This is a genomic window from Naasia sp. SYSU D00057 (assembly GCF_017916505.1).
Classification (GTDB): domain Bacteria; phylum Actinomycetota; class Actinomycetes; order Actinomycetales; family Microbacteriaceae; genus Naasia.
The window spans coordinates 113,935-137,493 of the sequence record NZ_JAFMSZ010000004.1 but is presented as its reverse complement, the minus strand read 5'-3'; the positions used below and the strand labels follow the sequence as shown (position 1 = coordinate 137,493).

Below are 23,559 nucleotides of genomic sequence, written 5' to 3'. Positions count from 1 at the left end.
CCGTCACCACTTCCCCGGCGACAGGAAAAGTATATAGACCTTTACCTTTCGCGCAACGGATGCCCGCGGACAGCACCGCGGCCCGGCGCCATCAGGGCAGGCCGGGCCGCGGGGGTCCATGCGAGAGCGGTGAGCCGATCAGCGGCTGCGCCCGCTCGGGAGTCAGTCCTCGTCGAGGATCGGCTGTGTCCTCCGGATTCAATCCTCGTCGAGGATTGAATCCGGTTGGATATCGATCTTGGCGCCGGTCAGCTTGGCCGCGAGGCGGGCGTTCTGGCCCTCCTTGCCGATCGCGAGCGACAGCTGGTAGTCGGGGACGAGCGCCCGGACAGCCTTGATGTTGGGGTCGAGCACGAACGCGCTCGACACCTTGGCGGGCGAGAGGGCGTTCGCGACGAAGGTCGGCAGGTCGTCCGAGTAGTCGACGATGTCGATCTTCTCGCCGGAGAGCTCGGCGCTGACCGCGCGGACGCGCTGGCCGAGCTCGCCGATGCAGGCGCCCTTCGCGTTGACGCCGGGCTCGGTGGCGCGCACCGCGATCTTCGACCGGTGGCCGGCCTCGCGGGCGAGGGACACGATCTCGACGACGCCGCTCGCGATCTCCGGCACCTCGAGGGCGAAGAGCTTGCGGACGAGCGACGGGTGGGTGCGGGAGACGGTGATGGAGGGGCCCTTGGCGCCCTTGGCGACGCTCGTCACGTAGACGCGGATGCGCTCGCCGTGCGGGTAGGTCTCCCCCGGCACCTGCTCCTCGGGCGGGAGGATCGCCTCGATCGTGCCGAGGTCGACGTGCACCATGCGGGGGTTCGGCCCCTGCTGGATGACGCCGGCGACGATGTCGCCCTCCTTGCCGCGGAACTCGCCGAGGATGCGCTCGTCGCCGATGTCGCGCAGGCGCTGGTTGATCACCTGCTTCGCGGCGAAGGCGGCGATGCGGCCGAAGTCGTGCGGGTCGTCCTCCGCCTCGCCGATCACCGCGCCCTCGTCGTCGAGCTCGGGGACGTGGACGGTGACGTGACCGGTCTTGCGGTCGATGTGCACGCGGGCGGGAGCCGGCTCGGTGCTGCCGTGCTTCGGCTCGGGCTTTCCCACGTGCTTCAGGTATGCGGTGAGGATCGCCTGCTCGATGATCCGCACCAGCTCCTCGAACGGGATCTCGCGCTCGCGCTCCATGAGGCGCAGCACGCTGAGGTCGATATCCACGGGCCGGACTCCACTATTCGCGATGTGACACCTCCCTGCGGGGAGGCTCCGTCTAAAGTACCCGATCCGCCCCGGCACCGTGCCCGGGGTTGCGGCGGGAGGGCCGCCCGCCCCATCTGCGCGGATCAGGAAACCCGGGCCGCGAGACGGCGTGTTCTCCTGAACGGCGTGCGAAACCGAGCGGATGTCCTGATCCGCGCGCGATGTCCTGATCCGCGCACATGGCGGGAGGGGGAGGCCCGGCCCGTTCGGCGGCGGCTCAGGCGCGCAGCTCGGCGAGGAGCGTCGCGGCGGCCTGCTCCACCGGAACCGGCGTGCGGGCGCCCGTGCGGCGGTCCCACAGCTCGACGATCCCGTCCGCGAGGCCCTTGCCGACGATGAGGATGGTCGGCACGCCGAGCAGCTCCGCGTCGCCGAACTTCACGCCGGGCGACACCTTCGGGCGGTCGTCGTAGAGCACCTCGACGCCGCTCGCCTCGAGCTCGGCCGAGATCGCCTCGGCAGCCGTGTAGACCGCCTCGTCCTTGCCGGTCGCGACGATGTGCACGTCGTAGGGCGCGATCTCGCGGGGCCAGACGAGCCCGCGCTCGTCCGAGTTCGCTTCGGCGACGAGGGCCAGGTTGCGCGTGACGCCGATGCCGTACGAGCCCATCGTCACCGTGACGAGCTTGCCGTTCGGGTCGAGCACCTGCAGCCCGAGCGCCTCCGCGTACTTGCGGCCGAGCTGGAAGACGTGGCCGATCTCGGTGCCGCGATCGAGCGCGACCGGGCCGGAGCCGTCGGGCGCCGGGTCGCCTGCGCGCACCTCGGCCACCTCGACGAAGCCGTCGGCGGTGAAGTCGCGGCCCGCGACGAGGCTCAGGACGTGCTTCTCGTGCTCGTTGGCACCCGTGATCCAGGCCGTGCCGTCGACGACGCGCGGGTCGAGGAGGTAGCGGATGCCCGTGGCCGACTCGAGGCCGAGCACGGGTCCGCGGGGCGACCAGGGGCCGATGTAGCCCTTCACCAGGGCGGTGGTGCGGTCGAAGTCGCCCTCGGACGCGGCCTCCACCTCGGCGGGCTGGAAGGCCACCTCGGCCCGCTTCAGGTCGACGTCGCGGTCGCCGGGGAGGCCGACGACGACGAGTTCGCGGGTGCCGTCGAGGTGCGTGAGCGCGAGCACGACGTTCTTGAGCGTGTCGGCCGCGGTCCAGGGCCGGTCGTCGCGCGGCTGCTCGGCGTTCGCGAGCGCGACCAGCGTCTCGATGGTCGGCGTGTTCGGCGAGTCGAAGATGCGCGCCTCCGGCCGGCCGTCGATCGGAAGCGCCTCGGGCGCGAGGGTCGTGAACGCCTCGACGTTGGCGGTGTAGCCGCCCGGCGAGCGGACGAAGGTGTCCTCGCCGATCGGGGTGGGGTGGAGGAACTCCTCGCTCTTGCTGCCGCCCATCGCGCCGGCGTCCGCGGCGACGATGACGTACTCGAGGCCGAGGCGGTTGAAGATCCGCTCGTACGCGTCGCGCTGCAGCTGGTAGCTCGCGTCGAGGCCCTCGTCCGTCCAGTCGAAGGAGTACGCGTCCTTCATCGTGAACTCGCGGCCGCGGAGCAGACCGGCCCGGGGGCGTGCCTCGTCGCGGTACTTGTCCTGCACCTGGAAGATCGTGAGCGGCAGGTCCTTGTACGAGGAGTAGAGGTCCTTCACGAGCAGCGTGAAGACCTCCTCGTGCGTCGGGGCGAGCAGGTAGTCGGCGCCCTTGCGGTCCTTGAGGCGGAAGATGCCGTCGCCGTACTCCTCCCACCGGCCGGTCGCCTCGTAGGGCTCGCGTGGCAGCAGCGCCGGGAACAGCACCTCCTGTGCCCCCGCGGCGGCCATCTCCTCGCGGATGACCCGCTCGACGTTCGCGCGCACCCGCAGGCCGAGCGGCAGCCAGGCGAAGACGCCGGGAGCCTGGCGGCGGATGTAGCCGGCGCGGACGAGGAGGCGGTGGCTCGTCACCTCCGCGTCGGCGGGGTCCTCGCGCAGGGTGCGGACGAACAGCTGGGACAGACGTGTTGGCACGGCGAACGAGTCTATCCGCGGGTCCCCCGTCCCCGGCCGCGCGGGTGCTGCGGATCGGTGCACCCCCGCACACCGTCGCGACCTGTCCGCGCGACCCGCGTCGGGGTCAGCGGATGCGGCCCCGCGCGGCGACGACCGCGAAGACGGCACAGCCGAGGGCGGGCACGATCAGCGGCGGCAGCTGCCACGTGAAGACCGCGAGCAGCGCCACGCCGAGGAGCGCCGCGCCCGCGGCGAACGGGTCGCGCCGCACGTCGGCGGGCAGCGTGCGCAGGGCCCGCCGCCAGCCGGCCTCCGGGGTCCAGGCATCGGCGGCGAGCAGGAGCGCGGCGGCGAGGACGGCGAGGCCGCCGGCACCGACCGCGCCGACGAGCGCGCCGCCCGGCAGGCGGCCGCCGACGGCGAGGAGCACGTCGAACGCGAGCAGCGCCGCGACCGCGACGGCGCCGAGGCCGACGACCGCTCCTCCGGCGACGGCGGCCCGGAAGTCGCGGGCGAAGGGCCGGAACCCGGACTCCTCGGCGCGCAGGTAGCTCCGCAGCGAGCGGGAGCCGGCCGCGAGCGCCGCCGGCAGGGTGACGACCGGCAGCGACGCGACCGCGACGAGGATGCCCGTCCAGAGCACCTCGGTGAACAGCGCGAACGCCCCCTGCGCGCCGGGCCAGCGCAGCCCGCTGCCGTCCCGCTGGGGGCGGGGTCGGCGGGCGCGGGCGGCGCGCATGGTCATCCCTTGAGGCCCTGCGTCGCCACGCCCTCGACCAGGAACCGCTGGAACACGATGAAGAACAGCAGCACCGGCAGCAGGGCGAGCACGGACACCGCGACCGTGGCCCCGTAGTCGGACGTGCCGGTCTGGTCGTTGAAGATGCGCAGCGCGAGCGGCAGTGGGTACTTGTCGGGCGAGTTCAGGTAGAGCAGCGGGGCGAGGAAGTCGTTCCAGCTCCAGATGAACGCGAAGATCGACGAGCTGATCAGAGCCGGCTTGATGAGCGGCAGCGTGATCGAGAGGAAGATCCGCGGGTGTCCGGCGCCGTCGATGCGGGCGGCCTCGTCGAGCTCGCGCGGCAGGTTGCGGATGAACTGCACCATGAGGAACACGAAGAAGGCCTCGGTGGCGAGGAACTTGCCGATCAGGATCGGCAGGAACGTGTCGATCATGCCGAGATTCCGGAAGAGCACGTACTGCGGGATGATCAGCACGTGGAACGGCAGCAGGAGCGTGCCGATCATCAGCGTGAAGTAGAGCGGCCGCCCGCGGAACTCGAGCCGCGCGAACGCGTACGCCGCCATCGAGGATGAGATCACCGTGCCGATCACAGATCCGACGGCGAGCAGCAGCGAGTTGAGGAAGAACGTCGAGAGCGGCACGCCGCCGACCCCGTCGAGCACCGACAGGTAGTTGTCGATCGTCGGGTTCTCCGGGAAGAAGCCCTGGTTGCTGCCGAACTCCTCGTTGGGCTTGAACGAGGCGAGCACCATCCAGATGAGCGGGTAGAGCACGATCGCGGCGATCAGGACCATGACGATCGCCCACACCGCGGTGGTGGCCCTGCGGCGGCGGCCGCGGGCGCCCGGGGACGGGCGCCGCTCGTCCTCGGGCGAGACGATCAGCGGAGTCGCGGTGGCGGTCATCGGCTGTCTCCTGTGTAGTGGACCCAGCCCCGCGAGGTGCGGAACAGGATGAAGGCGATCACACCGACCGCCGCGAGCAGCACCCAGGCCATCGCGGACGCGTAGCCAAGCTGGTTGTTGGTGAACGCACGCGTGTAGAGGTACACGGTGTAGAAGTTCGTGGCGCCCGCCGGGCCGCCGGTGCCCGAGCCGATGATGTACGCCGAGGCGAACACCTGGAACGCGTTGATCATCTCGAGCAGCAGGTTGAAGAAGATGACCGGCGAGAGCATCGGCAGCGTGACGCTGCGGAACTTGCGGAAGGGGCCGGCTCCGTCGACGGACGCCGCCTCGTAGAGCTCGGCGGGGATCTGCTTGAGGCCGGCGAGGAAGATGACCATCGGGGCGCCGAACTGCCACACGGCGAGCAGGATCATCATCGGCAGCACGAGCGCCGGGATGCCGACCCAGCCGCCGATGTCGATGCCGAAGATGTTCAGGGCCCCGTCGACGGGTCCGTTCGTCGAGAACATGGCGCGCCAGACGATGGCGATGCTGACGCTCGCGCCGATGAGCGAGGGCGCGTAGAAGGCGGACCGGAAGAAGCCGGTGCCGCGGCTGCGGAAGTTGAGCAGCATCGCGACGGCGAGGGCCGCCGCGAGCTTCACGGGGGTGCCGACGAGGACGTAGACGAGCGTGATCTGGACGGACTGCCAGAACCTGCCGTCCTCCATCATCCGCTCGAAGTTGCCGAGCCCGATCCACTCGGGCTCCTGGAAGATGTTGTAGTCCGTGAACGCCAGGTAGAGCGAGGCGAGCATCGGGCCCGCCGTGAGCGCGAAGAACCCGATCAGCCACGGCGAAAGGAACACGTAGCCGGCGAGGGTGTCGCCCCGGCGGCGCTTGCGGGCGGGGCCGGTGGGCCGGTGGCGTGCCACCGGCCCACGGGCGGAGTCGGGTGCGGCGACCGCATCGGGTCTGATTGCCGGACTCGCTGTCATCGTCCTGACTCCTTCGTCGCGTCGATCGTGCGGGTGCGAGCTCAGCCGAGCGTCGCGCTCGCCTCGTCGAAGAACTGCGTGACCGCGTCGTCGACCGAGACGGCCCCGAGCCCGATGGACTTGCCGAGGTCCCAGAAGGTCTGCTCCAGGGCACCGTAGCCGACGACCGGGACGGGAGGAGCATCGCCGAGACGGTCCTCGACGGACTCGAGGTACTCGGCCACCTGGGCGTCGACGCCCTCGAGTGTGGCGCCCTCGAGCTTCGACGTGGAGGCGGGGAAGCCGAGCGACGTGCCGAAGATCTCGCCGGCCTCCGGGCTGTTCACGACGTAGTCGAGGAACAGGGCCGCGGCCTCCGGGTGCTCCGTGTCCGCGGAGATGGCCATCTGCAGGCCGCCCTGGCGGTACAGGTCCTTCGCGTCGGGGTCGGTGGTCGGCGGCGGCACCATGGTGATGTGGCTCGCGGCCGTCGTCGAGGAGTAGGCGGCGAGGAAGTTGCTCCACGACATCTCGCTCGCGGTGAACTTCGAGTCGAAGCCGGAGAGGGGCACGACCTCCTCGAGGCGGTTCTGCGGTGCGACGACGCCGTTGCGGTCGGCGTCGCCCCGCTCCCAGAACTCGCGCAGGTCGTCCTCGTCGAAGGCGAGCTGGCCGTCCTCGGTGAAGAGGTTGCCGCCCTGCTGGCGGAGGACCAGCTCGAAGTTCTGGATGCGCTGCGTGTAGTCGGTGCCGCCGTAGACCGCGCCGCCGGAGGCCTCGGTGACGCTCGCCATCCACTCCGAGTACTCCTCGTAGTCCGTGCCGCCCTCGTAGGGCTCCACGCCGGCCTGCGTGAGCAGGTCGTCGTTCTGGAACACGGCCCAGGCGCTGTAGCCGGTGGGGAGGGAGAGCTGCTGGCCCTCGAGCTGACCGGTCGCGAGCAGGCCCTCCGAGAAGGTGCTGAGGTCGATCTGGTCCTCGAGCTCGCCGAGGTCGGCCAGGAGGCCGGACTCGCCGTACTGGCGCAGGTAGGTGTCGGAGAACTGCCACACGTCCGGCAGGCCGCCGCCGGCCGCCTCGGTCTGGCGCTTCTCCCAGTAGCTCGGGAAGTCCGTGAACGTCCCGTTGATCGTGATGTTCGGGTACTCCTCGTTGAACGACTCGATCAGGCGGTTGTAGCGGTCCGCGCGGTCGTCGTTGCCCCACCAGGTGAAGTTGAGGGTGACGGGCGCCTCGGGATCGAACTCACCCCCGCCCCCTCCGCCGCCGGATCCGCCGGCCGAGCACCCGGTGAGACCGAGTGCTGTGGCGAGCAGAAGTGCCGATCCTGCGATGACGCTGCGCCGTTGGCGAGGGAACATCGTTGTCCTCCATAGGGGGTTTCGCTGCTGTGCGGACGCTTGGGAAAGCGTTATCCCGGTAGCATAGGCACGAGAACCGGAAGGGTCAACCACACGCCCCCGACCGCGTGTCGAGACGGAGGAGCACGAGGAATGCCGCAGTTCGACCAGCCGCTGGAGCGCCTGCAGGAGTACCGCCCCGAGCGCGAGGAGCCCGCCGACTTCGACGACTTCTGGGACCGCACCCTCGCCGAGGCGGCGGAGCACGCGCTCGACGCGCGCTTCGCCGAGGTGGACGCGGGGTACACCAGGCTGCACACGTACGACGTCACCTTCGCGGGCTGGGGCGGGCATCCGATCCGGGCCTGGCTCCTGGTGCCCCGCGGCGTCGAGGGCCCGCTGCCGACCGTCGTCACGTACATCGGCTACGGCGGCGGGCGCGGCCTGCTCGGCGAGTGGACGGCGCTACCGTCGGCCGGCTTCGCGCATTTCGTGATGGACCTGCGCGGTCAGGGCGCCGGGCACCGGGTGAGCGACACCCCGGACCCCGGCGTGGGCGGGCCGCACTGGGGCGGCTTCCTCACCCTCGGCATCGAGTCCCCGGAGACGTACTACTACCGGCGCCTGTTCACGGACGCCGTCCGTGCGGTCGCCGCCGCGCAGGCGCATCCCTCGGTCGACGCGGCTCGGATCCTCGTCTCGGGCGGCAGCCAGGGCGGCGCGATCTCGATGGCGACGGCGGCGCTCGCGCCGCGAGTGCTCGACATCGCGCCGCGCGCAGCGGTCATCGACGTGCCGTTCCTCACCCACATCCGGCACGCGACCCGCCTCGTCGAGACGCTGCCGTACGGGGAGCTCGTGCGGTTCTTCCGCACCCGCCGCGGCTCCGAGGAGGCCGCTTTCCGGACGCTGTCCTACTTCGACGGCGTCAACTTCGCGGCGCGGGCGCAGCTGCCGGCGATGTTCTCGGTGGGCCTGCTCGACGACGTCTGCCCGCCGTCGACCGTCTACGCCGCGTACAACGCCTACGCGGGCGAGAAGCGCATGAAGGTCTACCCGTACAACGGGCATGAGCAGGGCGGGGCGTTCCAGGACGTGGAGCACCTCCGCTTCGCGCGGGAGCTGCTCGGCTAGGCAGGATCCGAGGCCTGGAGCCGCAGCCGCGGCTCCAGGTCCTCGATCCGAAGCCGCCACCGCCAGGTGGCCGACTCCCCCGCGCCGAGGCGCCACTCCTCGTCGAAGAACGGCGCCGCGCAGAGCATCGGCGTGGCGCCGGTGCGCACGAACCAGGGCGCGGACGCCACCGGGTTCCGAGGGTCCGCCTCGAGCGCGACCTCGACCTCGGCGGTCCGCAGCGCGCAGCGCGAGCCGCGGCGGCCCATCGCATCGTCCGCGGTCCGCCCGACTTCGTCGAGGATCACGTCGGCGTCCGCGAACGAGGGCGCGAGGCGCAGGAAGAGCCCGCCGTAGCCCGCGGCGGGACGCCCCGCGGTCGTCGGGCTGCCGAAGCCGAGCGGGCCCTCCAGAGCGTCGAGGCGGGACTCCCAGTCGAGCACCCAGACGCGGTCGCTCTCCCGGCGAGGGGACATCCTCCGGGACTCCCGCAGGAAGGCCCGCCCGGCCGGCGTACGCCACTCGAGGCCGAGCTCGAGCCCGCCGGGGATGCGCCGCTCGGCGACCACGTCCTGGCTGCCGTTGTTCGGCAGCTGCACATAGCCGCCGCCCGCGAAGGTGACCCCACCCCAGAGGTTGACCGGATGCGGCTCGCCCGGCACGGCGAGGTTCGCGACGGCGAGGCTGAGCCCCCAGTGCCAGGCGTGGTCGGCGGGGCGGTGGTCGGACACGATCCGGCCGGCGAGCGAGCGGATCGGATGCAGGTAGGGGCGCGGCGACTCCAGTCGAGGCGCTCCGTCCCGCTGCACGATGGTGGCGACCGCGGTCCCGTCGACGGTCAGGTCGACCGTGTCCGCCGTCATGCGGGCGGCGTCTCGAGGGGCGCCCGCAGGGCGGCGCCGAGCTCCGGGCGGGCGAGCAGCTCGGCACGGCCGATGGGAGCACCCTCCCTCGCGGACGCGTAGAGCGCCGCGACGATCGACAGGGCCCGCGACGGCTCGTCCGCGGAGGGCGGCACCGGAGCGCCGTCCCGGAGGGCGGCGTAGACGTCGGCGAGGAGCGCGTCGTGGCCGCTCGGCACGTCGGCGTCCGGGAACGCCCAGCTCCGTGCCTCGTCCTCGTCGATCCCCGGCGCGGGGGTGATCGTCCAGTTCGCCGTCGAGTGCCCGTAGAGGTGGACGAGCTCGACGGTCGCCTTCTCGGTGTCGATGCGGAGGCGGCTCTCCTGCCGCGGCGACAGCACGCTCGTCACGACGGACGCCACGGCGCCCGACTCGAACACGAGCGAGCCGACCGCGACGTCCTCGGTCTCGATGGGCCGGTCGAGCCGCCAGAACCGGGACGAGGCGGAGCTCCACTCGCCGAGCAGGTGCGCGAGCAGATCGATCTGGTGGATAGCGAGACTGAACGTCGGCCCCCCGCCCTCCCCCGCCCACGTGCCCCGCCAGGGCGCCTCGTAGTACGCGCCGATGCGGTGCCAGAGCGTCTGGCAGAGCGCGACCAGCGGACGGCCGAGCGCGCCCGACTCGAGCAGCCGCTTCACATGGGCGGCGGCGGTGCCGCTGCGCTGCTGGAAGACGACGGCGAGGCGGCGGTCCGCGGCGTCCGCGGCGGCCTGCATGTCGGCGACCTCGGCGAGGGTGAGCGCGGGCGGCTTCTCGACGATCGCGTGCGCGCCCGCGGCGAACGCGGCCTTCGCCTGGTCGGCGTGGCCCGGCGGCGGCGTGCAGATGTGCAGGACGTCGAGCCCGCCCTCGGCGAGCATCCCCTCCAGCGACCCGAAGGTCCGCTCGGCGCCGTGCTCGGCCGCGAACGCCGCCGCGCGGTCCGGGTCGACGTCGCTCACGGCGACCAGGCGGGCGCCGGGGAGCTCCGCGAGCGCCCGGGCGTGCAGCACCGCGACACCTCCGGTCCCGAGTATCCCGGCCCTCAGCTGCTGCCCCTCCGTCACGCGACCTCCTCGTCCTCGCGGCCACCGTAGCAAGGAAAGCGCTTGCCGGATATGCCACCCCGGGTCCCCTCCGGACGCATGCCCGTGGCAGTATGGCCTCCACCGAAAGGACGATGATGCCTCCTGGGACGCCGCGGAGCCCCGCGACCCTGCACGACGTCGCGCGCGAGGCCGGGGTCTCCCTGGCGACCGCGTCCCGGTCGCTCAACGGCAGCACCCGCCGGGTCAACGAGGAGTACCGCGCGAGGGTGGTCGCCGCGGCCGAGCGGCTCGGCTACATCGCGAACTTCTCGGCCCAGGCGATCGCCAAGGGCATGTCCCCCACGGTCGCGCTCGTGGTCAGCGACATCGCCGACCCCTACTTCTCCTCGATCGCGTCCGGCGTGATGCGGGGCGCCGACGAGTCGGGCCTCCTCGTCACGATGGCGGTGACCGAGCGGAGCGCCGCGCGCGAGCTCGGCATCGTCAAGAGCCTCCGCGGCCAGCGGCCCCGGGTGCTCATCCTCACCGGCTCCCGCTTCCTCGACTCCGCCGGCGAGGAGGAGGCGCTCACCCGCGAGCTCGCCGCGTACGAGGAGTCCGGCGGCCGGGTCGTCGTCGTGGCCCAGCAGTCCCTGCCGTTCGACACCGTCCAGATGCGCAACTACGAGGGCGCGCGCGACCTCGCCCGAGCCCTCGCCGACCGGGGCAACCGGCGCTTCGCCGCCATCACCGGGTCCCGGTCGCTGCTGACCTCGGCCGACCGCCTCCAGGGCTTCCGCGACGGCTTGGCCGAGTCCGGCATCGAGCTCCCCGACGAGCTCGTCGTCGCCGGCGAGTTCACGCGCGACGGCGGCTACGCGGCGGCCGGCGAGCTCCTCGAGCGCGGCCTCGACGGCGTGGACGTCGTCTTCGCGGTCAGCGACGTCATGGCGATCGGCACCCTGTCCCGTTTGCGCGACGCCGGCGTCGACGTCCCGGGCAGGATCGGAGTGGCCGGCTTCGACGACATCGCCACCGCCGCGGACGTCACGCCGGCCCTCACCACGGTGCGCCTGCCCCTCGTCGAGATGGGCCGCCTGGCGCTCGAGATGGCGCTGCGCGAGCGCGAGGACGGTGAGCGCCAGGTGCGCACCGTCGGCGGCGCCGTCCTGCTCCGCGCCAGCACCCGCTGACGAGCCCGCCGCCCGGCGCCCCGTCCGGCGGCATCTGCACGAGCGGACGCGCCACGCCCCCTGACCTTGATTCGGGTCCTCCTCGGACGTATGGTGGGTAAACGCTTTCCGGCGCCCGCCGGAACTCGAGACCAGGAAGAGCGCACCGTGTCAGAGTCGACAATCGGAATCATCATGAACGGCGTCTCCGGGCGCATGGGATACCGCCAGCACCTCGTGCGGTCGATCCTCGCGATCCGCGAGCAGGGCGGCGTCGAGCTGTCCGACGGACGCCGGGTCCAGGTCGAGCCGATCCTCGTCGGCCGCTCGGAGGCGAAGCTCGCGGAGCTCGCCGCGAAGCACGGCATCGAGCACTGGTCGACCGACCTCGACGCGGTCCTCGCCGACCCGCGCTGGAGCATCTACTCGGACTTCCTCGTCACCAAGGCCCGCGCCGCGGCGATCCGCAAGGCGATCGCGGCCGGCAAGGCGATCTACACCGAGAAGCCGACCGCCGAGACCTTCGAGGAGGCCCTCGAGCTCGCCCGCCTCGCGACCGACGCCGGCGTGAAGAACGGCGTCGTCCACGACAAGCTCTACCTGCCCGGCTTGCAGAAGCTGAAGCGCCTCGTCGACTCCGGCTTCTTCGGCCGCATCCTCTCCGTCCGCGGCGAGTTCGGCTACTGGGTGTTCGAGGGCGACTGGCAGCCGGCGCAGCGGCCCAGCTGGAACTACCGGGCCGAGGACGGCGGCGGCATCGTCGTCGACATGTTCCCCCACTGGAGCTACGTGCTCGAGAACCTGTTCGGCCGGGTCGAGTCCGTCTACGCGCGCGCCGTCACGCACATCCCGGAGCGCTCGGACGAGAAGGGCGAGCCGTACGCGGCCACCGCCGACGACGCCGCCTACGCCGTGTTCGAGCTGGAGGGCGGCATCATCGCCCAGCTCAACTCGAGCTGGACCGTGCGGGTCAACCGCGACGAGCTCGTCGAGTTCCAGGTCGACGGCACGCACGGCTCGGCCGTGGCGGGCCTCTTCGGCTGCAAGATCCAGCCGCGCAACGCGACACCCAAGCCGGTGTGGAACCCCGACCTCGCCGACACGCACGACTACGACGACGACTGGATCGACGTGCCGACGAACGACGTGTTCGAGAACGGCTTCAAGACGCAGTGGGAGCAGTTCATCCGCCACGTCGCCGAGGACGCGCCGCACCCGTACGACTTCCTCGCCGGCGCCCGCGGAATGCTCCTCGCCGAGCAGGGGCTCGCCTCGTCGCGCTCCGGCCGCCGCCTCGAGCTGCCCGAGGTCACCCTCGACACGGACCTGGACGGCACGGAGGCGGACCGGGAGATGCTGGCCGGCACTCCCGCGGGGCGCTGACCGTGACGGATCTGCCGCTCCTCGACCAGGACGGCCGCGTCTCCGCGGCCGCCCTCGCGCCCGCGCCCTCCTTCTCCCGCCCGGCCCGGCCGCTCGTGGCCCGCACCGTGTACGCGGCCGCCCATGTCGTGCCGCTCCCCTGGGCCGACAACGTCCCCGGCGCTCCCGCGCAGCTCGACTGGGACGCGACCCTCGCCTACCGCCACCACCTCTGGTCGTGGGGCCTCGGCGTCGCCGACGCGATGGACACCGCCCAGCGCAACATGGGTCTCGACGCCGCGGCGACGCGGGAGCTCGTCTCCCGCAGCGCTGCGGAGGCGGCCTCTGCGGGCGGCGCCCTCGTGGTCGGGGTCAACACCGACCACCTGGAGGACGAGGTCGTCCCGCTCGACCGGGTGATCGACGCCTACCGCGAGCAGCTGCACTACGCCGAGGACGCGGGCGCGGGCGTCGTGCTCATGGCGAGCCGCCACCTCGCGCGCGCCGCATGCGGCCCCGACGACTACCGCCGGGTGTACGCGGAGGTGCTGGGCTCGGCGGGCGCGCCCGTGCTGCTGCACTGGCTCGGCTCCGCCTTCGACCCGGCCCTCGCCGGCTACTTCGGCTCGACGTCGTTCGACGAGGCGTCGGCCACCCTCGTGCGCATCATCTCCGGAGCGGGCGACCGGGTGTCCGGGATCAAGATGAGCCTGCTCGACGCGGACGCCGAGATCTCGGTCCGGCGCCGGCTGCCGGCGAGCGCACGCATGTTCACGGGCGACGACTTCAACTACGTCCGCCTCATCGAGGGCGACGAGCAGGGCCACTCCGACGCGCTGCTCGGCGCCTTCGCGGCGCTCGGCCCGCACGCGTCGGCCGCGGTGCAGGCCCTCGACGCGGGCGACCCGGGCGAGTACCGCCGCATCCTCGGCCCGACCGAGGCGCTCTCCCGGCAGATCTTCGCCACGCCCACCTGGTTCTACAAGACGGGCGTCGCGTTCCTGTCCTGGCTGAACGGGCACCAGCAGTCCTTCACCATGGTCGGCGGCCTGCACGCCGGACGGAGCCTGCCGCACCTCTCCGAGATCGTGCGGCTCGCCAACGGGTGCGGCGCCCTCGAGCAGCCCGAGCTGGCCGCCGAGCGGTGGAGCCGACTGCTCGAGCTGAACGGCGTCCGCACCCCGGTGGCGGTGGCCTGATGGCGCACCCCCGGCTCTCCCTCAACCAGGCGACGATCAAGCACGCGCCGCTCGAAGCCGCCCTCGACCGCACGCGCGCGGCGGGGATCGAGAGCATCGGCCTGTGGCGCGAGCCCGTCGCCGAGGTCGGCCTCGCCCGCGCCGCGCGGCTGCTCGCCGACTCCGGCCTCCGCTTCTCGAGCCTCTGCCGCGGCGGCTTCTTCACCGTGGCCGACGCGGCGGAGCGCCGCCGCTCGATCGACGCCAACCGGCGGGCGATCGAGGAGACGGGCGTCCTCGCCGGAGCGGGAGCGCCCGGCTCCGCCGCGGTGCTCGTGCTCGTCGCGGGCGGGCTGCCCGAGGGATCCCGGGACCTGATCGGCGCCCGCGCCCGGGTCCGGGACGCGCTCGGCGAGCTCGAGCCGCAGGCGCGCGCGTCCGGCGTCACCCTGGCCATCGAGGCCCTCCACCCGATGTACGCGTCCGACCGTGCCGTCGTCTCGACGCTCGGGCAGGCGCTCGACCTCGCCCAGCCGTTCCCCGCGTCGAGCGTCGGCGTCGTCGTCGACACGTTCCACATCTGGTGGGACCCGGACGTGCTCACCTCGATCGCCCGCGCGGGCGCCGAGGGGCGCATCGCGAGCTACCAGGTCTGCGACTGGGCGACTCCGCTGCCCGCCGACGTCCTCCTCGCCCGCCACTACCCCGGCGACGGCGTGATCGACTTCGGCTCCCTCACCGCCGCCGTCGAGGCGACCGGCTACACCGGCGACATCGAGGTCGAGCTGTTCAACGAGCAGATCTGGGCGGACGACTGGGCGGCGGTCGCCGCCCGCACCGCGTCGGCCTTCGACGCCGCCGTGGCCCCGCACCTCGGCGCCCGCGTTCCGGTCTGAGCGCTGCCCCGGAGCTGAGCCGCCGCTAGCCCGCCTGGGTGGCGTGCAACTCGGCGTACCGCCCGCCGGACGCGAGCAGCTGGTCGTGGGAGCCCACCTCGACGATCCGGCCGCGCTCCAGCACTGCGATGCGGTCGGCGGAGCGGATGGTGGAGAGCCGGTGCGCGACGACGAGCGTCGTCCTGCCGGCCATCAGCCGGCGGAGGGCGGCGCCCACCTCCGCCTCGGCCTGCGGGTCGAGGGCGCTGGTCGGCTCGTCGAGCAGCAGGATGCGCGGGTCGCGCACGAGCGCCCGCGCGATGGACAGGCGCTGCCGCTGCCCGCCGGAGAGCCGGGCGCCGCGCTCCCCCACGATCGTGTCCCAGCCCTGCGGCTGCGCGGCCACGACGTCCGCCGCGTTCGCGGCGCGCAGCGCGCTGCGGATCCGCTCGTCGTCCACCCCGCGCAGGCCGTAGGCGACGTTCTCCCGGATGGTGCCCTCGAAGAGCACCGAGTCCTGCGGCACGACCGACACGAAGCGCCGCACAGAGCGGAGGTCGAGCTCCTCCATGTCGGCGCCGTCGAGCAGGATGCGTCCCGAGGTGGGCCGCAGGAAGCCGAGCACGAGGTTCAGGAGCGTGCTCTTGCCGGAGCCGGACGAGCCGACGAACGCGATAGTCTCGCCGGGACGGATGTCGAGCGAGACGCCGTGGAGCGCCGGAGTCTCCGTGGCGTCGTAGGCGAAGCCCACATCCTCGAGGCTGATCCGGCCGGCCACCGCGTCGACGCGGCGCTTGCCCTCGTTGCGCTCGAGGTCGGGCTCCTGCATGACCTCGCCGATGGACCGGACGGACTCCGCCCCGCGGGCGATGATCGGCAGCAGCCCGAGCACCTGGTTCGCGCTGTTCGTGAGCAGCGCGAAGTAGGAGCTGAGCAGCACGACCTCGCCCGCGGTGACGGGCAGGAATCCGGCGATCGAGGCCCAGCCTGCAAGGGCGAGGCAGCCGACGCCGAGGAGCTGGAGGCTCACCCAGGAGACCGACGCGAAGCGGCCGTTCAGCATGTCGAGCTCGAAGCCCGCGACGCGGACGCTCTCCGCCCCGCTCGCGACTCGGTCGACGGCGGTCCGCTCGAGCCCGTGCGCACGGGTGATCGGCAGCAGCGTCGCCATCTCGCCGACGCGGGCGGAGAAGTGCTCCACCTCCCGCCGGAACCGCTCGTTGCGCTCCACGCTGCGGCGCTGCAGCCAGGCGCGGAGCACGACCGCGACGGGGATCGCGAGGGCGTAGACGGGGAGGAAGGCGGGCACCGCGAGGGCGGTCATCGTGACCGCGCCCACCGCCACCATCGTCGCCGACAGGAGCGGGTGAGCCGTCTGCTGCAGCATCACCTCGACGTTCTCGGCGTCGCGCACGACCTTCGTCTGCACGACGGCGGAGTTGGCGCGCGAGTGGAAGCCGATGGACAGCGCCTGCAGTCGCGCGGCGAGGCCGTTGCGGAGGTCGGCCCCGATGCGCCGGACGGCACCCATGAACAGCCGGGTCCAGAGGACGTGGTTCGGATAGTTCTGCAGCAGGGCGAGGACGGCGATGCCCACCCAGAGCCACAGCTCGCCGAGGGGCCCGCCCGCCACGACGACGTCGATGACCGCCGCGGTCACGACGGGCATGAGCCAGAGCGGGGTGTCCTTCAGCGCGAAGAAGAACACCGACAGCAGCACGCGGCCGCGGTGCTGGTCGAGGAGCCGGAGGATGGACCGCGCCGGCCGACGTCCGTCGATGGCGTTTCCGGCAAGCGCTTTCCGAGACACTCCCGCATCATGTCACGCGCCCGCTCCCCCGTCGAGGGGTCGGCGAGGACGTGCTTCTGCACGGATCAGGAAATGCCTCCCGCTGGACGGCGTGTCGTCCTGATCCGCGTGCGGGAGCACGTGCGGAGCCTGATCCGCGTGAATCTCCTGATCCGCGTAGAAGGCAGAAGGAGGAGGGGGCGCGTCAGGCGGTGACGACCTCGGGGGTGCCGGTCGCGGCGCCCGGGCCCATCTCGTCGGCGATGCGGTTCGCCTCGGCGATGAGGGTCGCGACGATCTCGCTCTCGGGGACGGTCTTGATGACCTCCCCCTTGACGAAGATCTGGCCCTTGCCGTTGCCGGACGCGACGCCGAGGTCCGCCTCGCGCGCCTCGCCCGGCCCGTTGACGACGCAGCCCATGACGGCGACGCGCAGCGGCACGCTCATGCCCTGCAGGCCCTCCGTCACGTCGTTCGCGAGCGTGTAGACGTCGACCTGGGCGCGGCCGCAGCTCGGGCAGGAGACGATCTCGAGCTTGCGCTCCCGGAGGTTGAGCGACTGCAGGATCTGCAGGCCGACCTTCACCTCCTCGACCGGCGGGGCGGAGAGGGAGACGCGGATGGTGTCGCCGATGCCCTCGGCGAGCAGGATGCCGAACGCGGTCGCGCTCTTGATCGTGCCCTGGAAGGCGGGGCCGGCCTCGGTCACGCCGAGGTGCAGCGGCCAGTCGCCGCGCTCGGCCAGCAGCCGGTACGCCTTCACCATGACGATCGGGTCGTTGTGCTTGACCGAGATCTTGAAGTCGTGGAAGTCGTGCTCCTCGAAGAGGCTCGCCTCCCACTGGGCGCTCTCGGCGAGTGCCTCAGGGGTCGCCTTGCCGTACTTCTGCAGCAGCCGCGGGTCGAGGGAGCCGGCGTTGACGCCGATCCGCAGCGAGATCCCGGCGTCCTTCGCGGCCTTGGCGATCGCGCCGACCTGGTCGTCGAACTTGCGGATGTTGCCCGGGTTCACCCGGACGGCCGCGCAGCCGGCGTCGATCGCCTGGAAGACGTACTTCGGCTGGAAGTGGATGTCTGCGATGACGGGGATCTGGCTCTTCTTCGCGATGATGTGCAGCACGTCGGCGTCGTCCTGGCTGGGAACGGCGACGCGCACGATGTCGCAGCCGGAGGCGGTGAGCTCCGCGATCTGCTGCAGGGTGCCGTTGATGTTGGTCGTCGCGGTCGTCGTCATCGACTGGACGCTGACGGGAGCGTCGCCGCCCACGAGGACCTTGCCGACGCGGATCTGCCGGGACTTCCGCCGGGGTGCGAGGACCTCCGGCACTTTGGGCATTCCGAGATTCAATGCAGGCACACCGGAAGCCTACGCCGGGTCGGCTGGGCGGACGCGGCGGACGCTCGCTCCTGCCACCGAGCGCGCCCCGTGCCACCGAGCGCACCCTGGGCACGGGGCGCGCTCGGTGCTGCGGGGCGCGCTCGGCGCAACGGTCAGCCGCGGGGCGGCGCATCCCGGTTCGCGCGGAGCACCTCGAGGCGGGCGCGGTACTCCACCTCGTCGATGTCGCCGTTCGCGAACCGCAGTGGGTCCGCGTACTCCGCACGGAGTACGCCGCGCGCGGGTCGTGCGGACGACTCACGGCGGCCTGCGCGGTGGCGGAGGTCCGCACGCCCCGGAGCTGCACGGCCGCGCGGCTACAGGATCGAGATCGGCTTCACGATGTCGGCGTAGATGAGCAGCACGCTCATCGCGCCGAGCAGGATGACGACCGCGAACGTGAGCGGCATGAGCTTCGCCGTGTCGACGGGTCCCGGATCGCGGCGGCGGAACAGCTTCGCGAAGCCGCGGCGGATCGCCTCCCAGAGCGCGCCCGCGACGTGCCCGCCGTCCAGGGGCATGAGCGGCACCAGGTTGAAGACGAGCAGGGCGACGTTGAGCGAGGCGAGCACGCCGAGGAGGCTCGCGACGCGGGAGGCGATCGGGACCTCGTCGAGGCTCGCGATCTCGCCGGCGAGCCGGCCGACGCCGACCACGCTGACCGGCCCGTTCGGGTCGCGCTCGCCGGGCCCGAAGGCGGCGTTCGCGACGTCGATGAGCCGCTGCGGCAGGTTCAGGATGATGCCGGCGACGGCCTGCATGTTCTCGCCGACCATCGGCAGCACCGCGGTCGCGGGCTGCTGCACGAGGGCGGTGGTCGGCCCGATGCCGAGGAAACCGACCTCCTCGGTGACGGGGTTCCCGGCGGAGTCCTCGGCGATCCGGCCCTGCTCGTCGTACACGTAGCGCTCGGTGAGCAGCGGGGTCGCGGTCAGCTCCAGCTGCTCGCCGTCCCGCTCGACGACGATCGAGAGGGGCTCGCCCGGGCTGTCGCGGATGACGGCAGTGCCGTCCTCCCACGAGGTCACGTCCCGGCCGTCGATGCTGACGAGGGTGTCGCCCGGCAGGATCCCGGCCTCCGCGCCCGGCGCCGCGGGGTCGGCCGGCTCGCAGGTCGTGCGCTCGGTGGTCGCGGGCAGGACGCACTCCGACACGGAGCCGATCGTCGTCGTGGTCTGCGCGACGCCGAAGCCCATCAGCACGATCGCGTAGAAGAGGATCGCCAGCAGCAGGTTCATGAACGGCCCGCCGAGCATGATGATGATCCGCTTCCACACGGGGAGCCGGTAGAAGGCGCGGTGCTCGTCGGCACCGACCGACTCGGCGCTCGAGTCCCGGGCCTCCTGCACCATCGTGTTGAAGAAGCCGGTGCTGGCGTTGCGCATGTGCCCGCCGGGCCGCGAGGGCGGGAACATGCCGATCATCGAGATGTAGCCGCCGAGCGGGAGGGCCTTCACGCCGTACTCGGTCTCACCGCGCCGGAAGGAGAACAGCGTCTTGCCGAAGCCGATCATGTACTGGGTCACCTTGACGCCGAAGAGCTTCGCAGGGGCGAGGTGGCCGATCTCGTGCAGGGCGATCGACAGGGCGAGGCCGACGACGATCACGAGCACGCCGAGGGCATAGAGCAGGACGGTGTCCACCCGGCAACCCTAGTTCTCGGCGTCTTCGGATCCGCCGTGCGCGGGGCATGCAGGGGCCAAGGGGCGCCGGCGACCCCGAACGGGGTCGCGGCTACCATAGGAGGCGTCCGCTGCCCTCGGGAGGTTCCGTGACGTCTACCCCGGCGAGCGCCGCCTCCGTCGGCGTGCTCGGCGGCCGCTACCGCCTCGGCGAGGTGCTCGGGCACGGCGGCATGGCCGTCGTGCACCGCGCGACCGACCTCCAGCTGGGCCGTGAGGTCGCGGTGAAGCTGTTCCGCTCGGACGTCGCGGTGGCGACGGATCCGCGCCGCATCCAGGCGGAGATCCGGATGCTCGCGAGCGTCAACCACCCGAACCTCGTCACGCTGCACGACGCGTCGCCGGGCTCCGCCGACGAGCCGGCCTACCTCGTGATGGAGCTCGTCGACGGCGACCACCTCGGCAGGCTGCTGCCGGAGCTGAGCCCGCACGAGCTCGCGACGATCGGCGCCCAGCTCGCCGCAGCGCTCGCGCACGTCCACGAGAGCGGCATCGTGCACCGCGACGTGAAGCCCGCCAACGTGCTCGTCACCCGCCGCGGCTCGGCCCTGCGGGCGAAGCTCGGCGATCTCGGCATCGCGCGCCTCGTCGACGGCACCCGCATGACCGACGTCAACACCCTGCTCGGCACGGCCGCCTACCTGAGCCCGGAGCAGGTGCTCGGCAACCCGCCGACGCCGGCGAGCGACGTGTACGCCCTCGGCCTCCTGATGCTCGAGGGGCTGACCGGCGAGCACCCCTTCCCCGGCACCCGGGGGGAGTCCCTCGCCGCGCGCACGTCCCGGCCCCCGCACCTCCCCGCCGGGCTCTCGCCCGCCGACGCCGCCCTCCTCTCGGGGATGACCGCCCCGGACCCCGCCGCTCGGCTCACCGCGGCGGCCGCCGAGATGGGCCTCCGGGCATGGAGCTCGCCGGGGCCGTTCGCCCGCCCCGCCGCCGACGGCGACACCCAGGCGGCGCCGGCACCGACGCAGGTGCTGCCCGCCTCCGCCACTGCCGCCCTCCCGACGGCCGTCCTCGACAGCACCGCGCCCGCCGCCCCTGCCTCCGCGGCCCACCCGGCCACGGAGGAGACGGCGGTCGAGTCCCGCCCTCGCCGCCGCGCCCTGACCGTCACGGCCGCCGTGGTGGTGGTGCTGGCCGTGGTGCTCGCCGGTCTCTTCCTCCTCCGGCCCGGGCCCGAGCAGCAGGCGCCGGCTCCGGAGCCCACCTATCCGGTCGTCGAGGGTCCCCTCGGCGACCACCTCGAGCAGCTGCAGGAGACGGTGGTGCCCGGATGACCCGCAGGATCGCACTCGCCGCCGGCCTCGCCGTCACGCTGGCCCTCGCCGGCTGCGCGGGAAAGCCGGAGCTCGCCTCCTCGGCCGCCGAGCAGCTGCAGCAGCAGGTGCTCGCGGTCTCCACCGCGGCGGCGGGCGGCAGCCATCCGGACGCGCTCGCCGCCCTCGACACCGCCGAGCAGGAGCTCGACCGCGCGCTCGCGGCCGAGGAGGTCTCGCCGGAGCGCTACTCCGAGATCCGCGAGGCGATCCGCCTCGTGCGCGCCGACCTCGAGACCGCGATCGCCGAGGCCGAGGCGGCGGCGCAGGCGCAGGCGGAGGCCGAGCAGGCCGCCCGGGATGCCGAGCTCGCCCAGCAGCTCGCCGATCTGCAGGCCCAGCAGGCGGCCGAGCAGGCCGCTGCCGAGCAGGCGGCGCGCGAGCAGGCCGAGCAGGCGGCGGCGGAGGAGGCCGCGTCGGACGAGGACGACGAGGACAACGGCAACGGCAACGGCAACGGCAACGGCGGCAACGGGAAGGGGAAGGGCAAGGACTAAGGCACGTCCGCCGATCGCGCCACCCCCTCACGGATGCCGTCCGCCCGTCGGTAGCATTGTGAGCTACCCGGCGAAAGCGAGTCCCCCCGTGACGAGTACGTGGCCCGACACGGGCAGCGGTGAGATCCTGGGCGGGCGCTACCAGCTCGGCGAGATCATCGGCTCCGGCGGCATGGCCACCGTCCGCCGCGCGCACGACCTCGTGCTCGATCGCGACGTCGCCGTCAAGGTGTTCCGCACCGACATGAGCGAGGCCCACGACTCGCGCCGCGTGCAGGCCGAGGTGCGGATGCTCGGCAGCGTCAACCACCCGAACCTCGTCACCCTGCACGACGCGTCGCTGAGCGACGACCTCGAGACGGCCTACCTCGTCATGGAGCTCGTCGAGGGCGAGGACCTCGGACAGCTCCTCGCCGAGCGCCGGGTGAGCCCGCGCGACGCGATCCGGATCGGAGCGCAGATCGCGAGTGCGCTCGCCCACATCCACCGCAAGGGCATCGTCCACCGTGACGTGAAGCCCGCCAACATCCTCGTGCGGCGCGACCAGGACGGCCGGGTCTGGGCGAAGCTCGCCGACCTCGGCATCGCACGCATCGCAGACGCCACCCACCTCACCGCGGCCGGCACCATGCTCGGCACGGTCTCCTACCTGAGCCCCGAGCAGGTCGCGGGCGGGTACGTCGACGGCGCCAGCGACGTCTACGCGCTCGGCCTGGTCCTGATCGAGTGCCTCACGGGTCAGCGGGCCTTCCCCGGAACTCCGCAGGAGTCGGCCGCGATGCGCACCGTGCGCCCGCCGGAGCTGCCGCACAATCTGCCCGAGATCAGCAGCGCCGTCCTCCGTGCCATGACCGCGATCGACCCGGCGGCCCGGCTCAGCGCCGCGCAGGCCGAGGAGTCGCTGTCGCGCTGGGAGGCGATGAGCGGGATCGGCACGTCCGGCATCCCGCTCGTGTCCGGACCGGTTCCCGGCTTCACCGGCCCGGTGGCGGCGACCCCCTACGACGGGATCACGCAGCCCCTCGCCGCGCCCGCCGCGGCGACCCCGTATCCCGGCATTCCCCAGCCCGTCGGCACCGCGCCGACCGGGACCGAGCCGACGATGCACCTGCCGACGGGCCTCGCCTCCACGGGCGCCGTCGAGCACACGGCACCCCTGCCGTCCGGACCGGTCGCCACCGGCCCCGCGACGACCGGGTCGCTCGCCGCGACCCCGATGACGACCGGCTCCACGCGGGTCGTCCGGCGGCAGGACCGCCGGGCGCGCGTGATCGCGATCATCATGTGGCTCCTCGTGGTCGCGCTGCTCGTCGCCGCCGTCTTCCTCACCCCCCTCGTCCTCGACGCCCTCGCCCCGGGCGAGGCGTCCGGCACCCCGAGCTATCCGCCGGTCCCCGGCGAGCTCGACGGCGTGCTCCGCCAGCTGCAGGAGGCCGTCCGATGAGGCGCCGCATCGCCGCGATCGCTCTCGCCGGCACCCTCGCGCTGTCCGGGTGCGCGAGCACGAGCGGCTATCCCGACCAGGTGGCCGACCAGCTCCAGAACACCGTCATGCAGGTCACCACGTCCGCCGCCGCGGGCGACCTCCAGGCGGCCCTCGATGCGCTCGCCGACCTGGAGCAGCGCACCAAGGATGCGCACACCGCGGGCGAGCTCTCGGACGACCGGTACACCGAGATCATGGCGGCCATCACGGCCGTCCGGGAGAAGCTCGAGGCCCAGCTCACGGCCGCCGGGGGCACCCCGGCACCCACCCCGTCCGAGGACTCGGAGAGTGGTGGCACCAGCTCCGCCGGACGCGGCAGCAGCCCCGCCCCCCAGGAGGACGAAGACGCCGAGCCCGCTCCTGCCCCCGAGGAGCAGCAGGAGGAGGATGACGAGCAGGCTCCCGCCCCCGACGACGAGAACGAGGCGGAGCCAGCCGCGCCGCCTGCGAGTCAACAGCCCGAACCCTCTACGGCACCGTCGGTAGCCCCGTCGACCGCCCCGTCCGCGGCACCGTCTTCGCCGGTGAACACCGAGGGCAACCAGGGCGATGAACAGCCGGCCGAGGGCAATGGCGGGGCAAAGCAATCCGGCACCGGCACCGGCACCGGCACCCCCGCGGGCTGAA

At 72.6% G+C, this 23,559-nt stretch carries 20 protein-coding genes; 9 read left to right on the top strand and 11 right to left on the bottom strand.

Translation table 11 applies throughout. The features are described from left to right. Positions 1-198 precede the first annotated feature (198 nt). The 6 genes from nusA to J3P36_RS13450 all read right to left on the bottom strand — a co-directional run bounded on the left by nusA (position 199) and on the right by J3P36_RS13450 (position 7,190). A complete protein-coding gene (nusA, locus tag J3P36_RS13475) occupies positions 199-1,203 on the bottom strand; it encodes a transcription termination factor NusA (protein WP_210508722.1) in 1,005 nt (334 codons plus the stop codon). Positions 1,204-1,462: 259 nt separating this feature from the next. Next, positions 1,463-3,238: a proline--tRNA ligase gene (locus tag J3P36_RS13470; RefSeq protein WP_210508721.1), complete on the bottom strand. Its 1,776-nt coding sequence runs from the start codon at positions 3,236-3,238 to the stop codon at positions 1,463-1,465. 106 nt (positions 3,239-3,344) lie between these two features. Further along, positions 3,345-3,959 carry a hypothetical protein gene (locus tag J3P36_RS13465; RefSeq protein WP_246854752.1) on the bottom strand — a complete coding sequence of 205 codons (615 nt, stop codon included), beginning with the start codon at positions 3,957-3,959 and terminating at the stop codon, positions 3,345-3,347. Between the two features lie 2 nt (positions 3,960-3,961). Further along, a complete protein-coding gene (locus tag J3P36_RS13460; RefSeq protein WP_210508719.1) occupies positions 3,962-4,870 on the bottom strand; it encodes a carbohydrate ABC transporter permease in 909 nt (302 codons plus the stop codon). After that, complete coding sequence (locus J3P36_RS13455) at positions 4,867-5,850, bottom strand: carbohydrate ABC transporter permease (RefSeq protein ID WP_210508718.1); 984 nt, start codon at positions 5,848-5,850, stop codon at positions 4,867-4,869. The genes J3P36_RS13460 and J3P36_RS13455 overlap by 4 nt, the downstream gene beginning before the upstream one ends. A gap of 41 nt (positions 5,851-5,891) precedes the next feature. Beyond that, positions 5,892-7,190 carry an extracellular solute-binding protein gene (locus J3P36_RS13450; protein ID WP_210508717.1) on the bottom strand — a complete coding sequence of 433 codons (1,299 nt, stop codon included), beginning with the start codon at positions 7,188-7,190 and terminating at the stop codon, positions 5,892-5,894. A gap of 132 nt (positions 7,191-7,322) precedes the next feature. Here J3P36_RS13450 and J3P36_RS13445 point away from each other — a divergent pair, with 132 nt between their 5' ends. Further along, positions 7,323-8,303: an acetylxylan esterase gene (locus J3P36_RS13445; RefSeq protein ID WP_210508716.1), complete on the top strand. Its 981-nt coding sequence runs from the start codon at positions 7,323-7,325 to the stop codon at positions 8,301-8,303. On the opposite strand, the gene J3P36_RS13440 is transcribed toward J3P36_RS13445, so the two are convergent. Both J3P36_RS13440 and J3P36_RS13435 read right to left on the bottom strand, forming a co-directional pair. After that, on the bottom strand, positions 8,300-9,145 hold the full coding sequence (locus tag J3P36_RS13440; RefSeq protein WP_210508715.1) for a PmoA family protein: 846 nt from the start codon (positions 9,143-9,145) through the stop codon (positions 8,300-8,302). The genes J3P36_RS13445 and J3P36_RS13440 overlap by 4 nt on opposite strands. After that, positions 9,142-10,233 carry a Gfo/Idh/MocA family protein gene (locus J3P36_RS13435; RefSeq protein ID WP_210508714.1) on the bottom strand — a complete coding sequence of 364 codons (1,092 nt, stop codon included), beginning with the start codon at positions 10,231-10,233 and terminating at the stop codon, positions 9,142-9,144. The genes J3P36_RS13440 and J3P36_RS13435 overlap by 4 nt, the downstream gene beginning before the upstream one ends. Before the next feature lie 116 nt (positions 10,234-10,349). On the opposite strand from J3P36_RS13435, the gene J3P36_RS13430 reads away from it, so the two are divergent. The 4 genes from J3P36_RS13430 to J3P36_RS13415 all read left to right on the top strand — a co-directional run bounded on the left by J3P36_RS13430 (position 10,350) and on the right by J3P36_RS13415 (position 14,802). Continuing rightward, positions 10,350-11,387 (top strand): LacI family DNA-binding transcriptional regulator, encoded by a 1,038-nt coding sequence (locus J3P36_RS13430; RefSeq protein WP_210508713.1) that lies wholly within the window; start codon positions 10,350-10,352, stop codon positions 11,385-11,387. Between the two features lie 174 nt (positions 11,388-11,561). After that, the gene (locus J3P36_RS13425; protein ID WP_246854751.1) at positions 11,562-12,749 is read left to right on the top strand and encodes a Gfo/Idh/MocA family protein; all 1,188 of its coding nucleotides are present in this window, start codon (positions 11,562-11,564) and stop codon (positions 12,747-12,749) included. 2 nt (positions 12,750-12,751) lie between these two features. Beyond that, positions 12,752-13,927, top strand: a complete 1,176-nt coding sequence (locus J3P36_RS13420; protein ID WP_210508711.1) for a dihydrodipicolinate synthase family protein — start codon at positions 12,752-12,754, stop codon at positions 13,925-13,927. Next, positions 13,927-14,802: a sugar phosphate isomerase/epimerase gene (locus J3P36_RS13415; RefSeq protein ID WP_210508710.1), complete on the top strand. Its 876-nt coding sequence runs from the start codon at positions 13,927-13,929 to the stop codon at positions 14,800-14,802. The genes J3P36_RS13420 and J3P36_RS13415 overlap by 1 nt, the downstream gene beginning before the upstream one ends. Before the next feature lie 25 nt (positions 14,803-14,827). On the opposite strand, the gene J3P36_RS13410 is transcribed toward J3P36_RS13415, so the two are convergent. The 3 genes from J3P36_RS13410 to J3P36_RS13400 form a co-directional block, all read right to left on the bottom strand. Further along, a complete protein-coding gene (locus J3P36_RS13410; protein ID WP_210508709.1) occupies positions 14,828-16,591 on the bottom strand; it encodes an ABC transporter ATP-binding protein in 1,764 nt (587 codons plus the stop codon). 184 nt (positions 16,592-16,775) lie between these two features. Then, the gene (gene ispG / locus J3P36_RS13405) at positions 16,776-17,927 is read right to left on the bottom strand and encodes a flavodoxin-dependent (E)-4-hydroxy-3-methylbut-2-enyl-diphosphate synthase (RefSeq protein WP_210508708.1); all 1,152 of its coding nucleotides are present in this window, start codon (positions 17,925-17,927) and stop codon (positions 16,776-16,778) included. 338 nt (positions 17,928-18,265) lie between these two features. Beyond that, positions 18,266-19,591: an RIP metalloprotease gene (locus J3P36_RS13400; protein WP_210508707.1), complete on the bottom strand. Its 1,326-nt coding sequence runs from the start codon at positions 19,589-19,591 to the stop codon at positions 18,266-18,268. 128 nt (positions 19,592-19,719) lie between these two features. Here J3P36_RS13400 and J3P36_RS13395 point away from each other — a divergent pair, with 128 nt between their 5' ends. The 4 genes from J3P36_RS13395 to J3P36_RS13380 all read left to right on the top strand — a co-directional run bounded on the left by J3P36_RS13395 (position 19,720) and on the right by J3P36_RS13380 (position 23,558). Next, complete coding sequence (locus tag J3P36_RS13395; RefSeq protein WP_210508706.1) at positions 19,720-20,910, top strand: serine/threonine-protein kinase; 1,191 nt, start codon at positions 19,720-19,722, stop codon at positions 20,908-20,910. Continuing rightward, positions 20,907-21,446, top strand: coding sequence for a hypothetical protein (locus J3P36_RS13390; protein WP_210508705.1), 540 nt, complete (start codon positions 20,907-20,909; stop codon positions 21,444-21,446). Before J3P36_RS13395 ends, J3P36_RS13390 begins: the two co-directional genes overlap by 4 nt. Before the next feature lie 88 nt (positions 21,447-21,534). After that, positions 21,535-22,890, top strand: a complete 1,356-nt coding sequence (locus J3P36_RS13385; RefSeq protein WP_210508704.1) for a serine/threonine-protein kinase — start codon at positions 21,535-21,537, stop codon at positions 22,888-22,890. Continuing rightward, a complete protein-coding gene (locus tag J3P36_RS13380) occupies positions 22,887-23,558 on the top strand; it encodes a hypothetical protein (protein WP_210508703.1) in 672 nt (223 codons plus the stop codon). Before J3P36_RS13385 ends, J3P36_RS13380 begins: the two co-directional genes overlap by 4 nt. Position 23,559 lies beyond the last annotated feature (1 nt).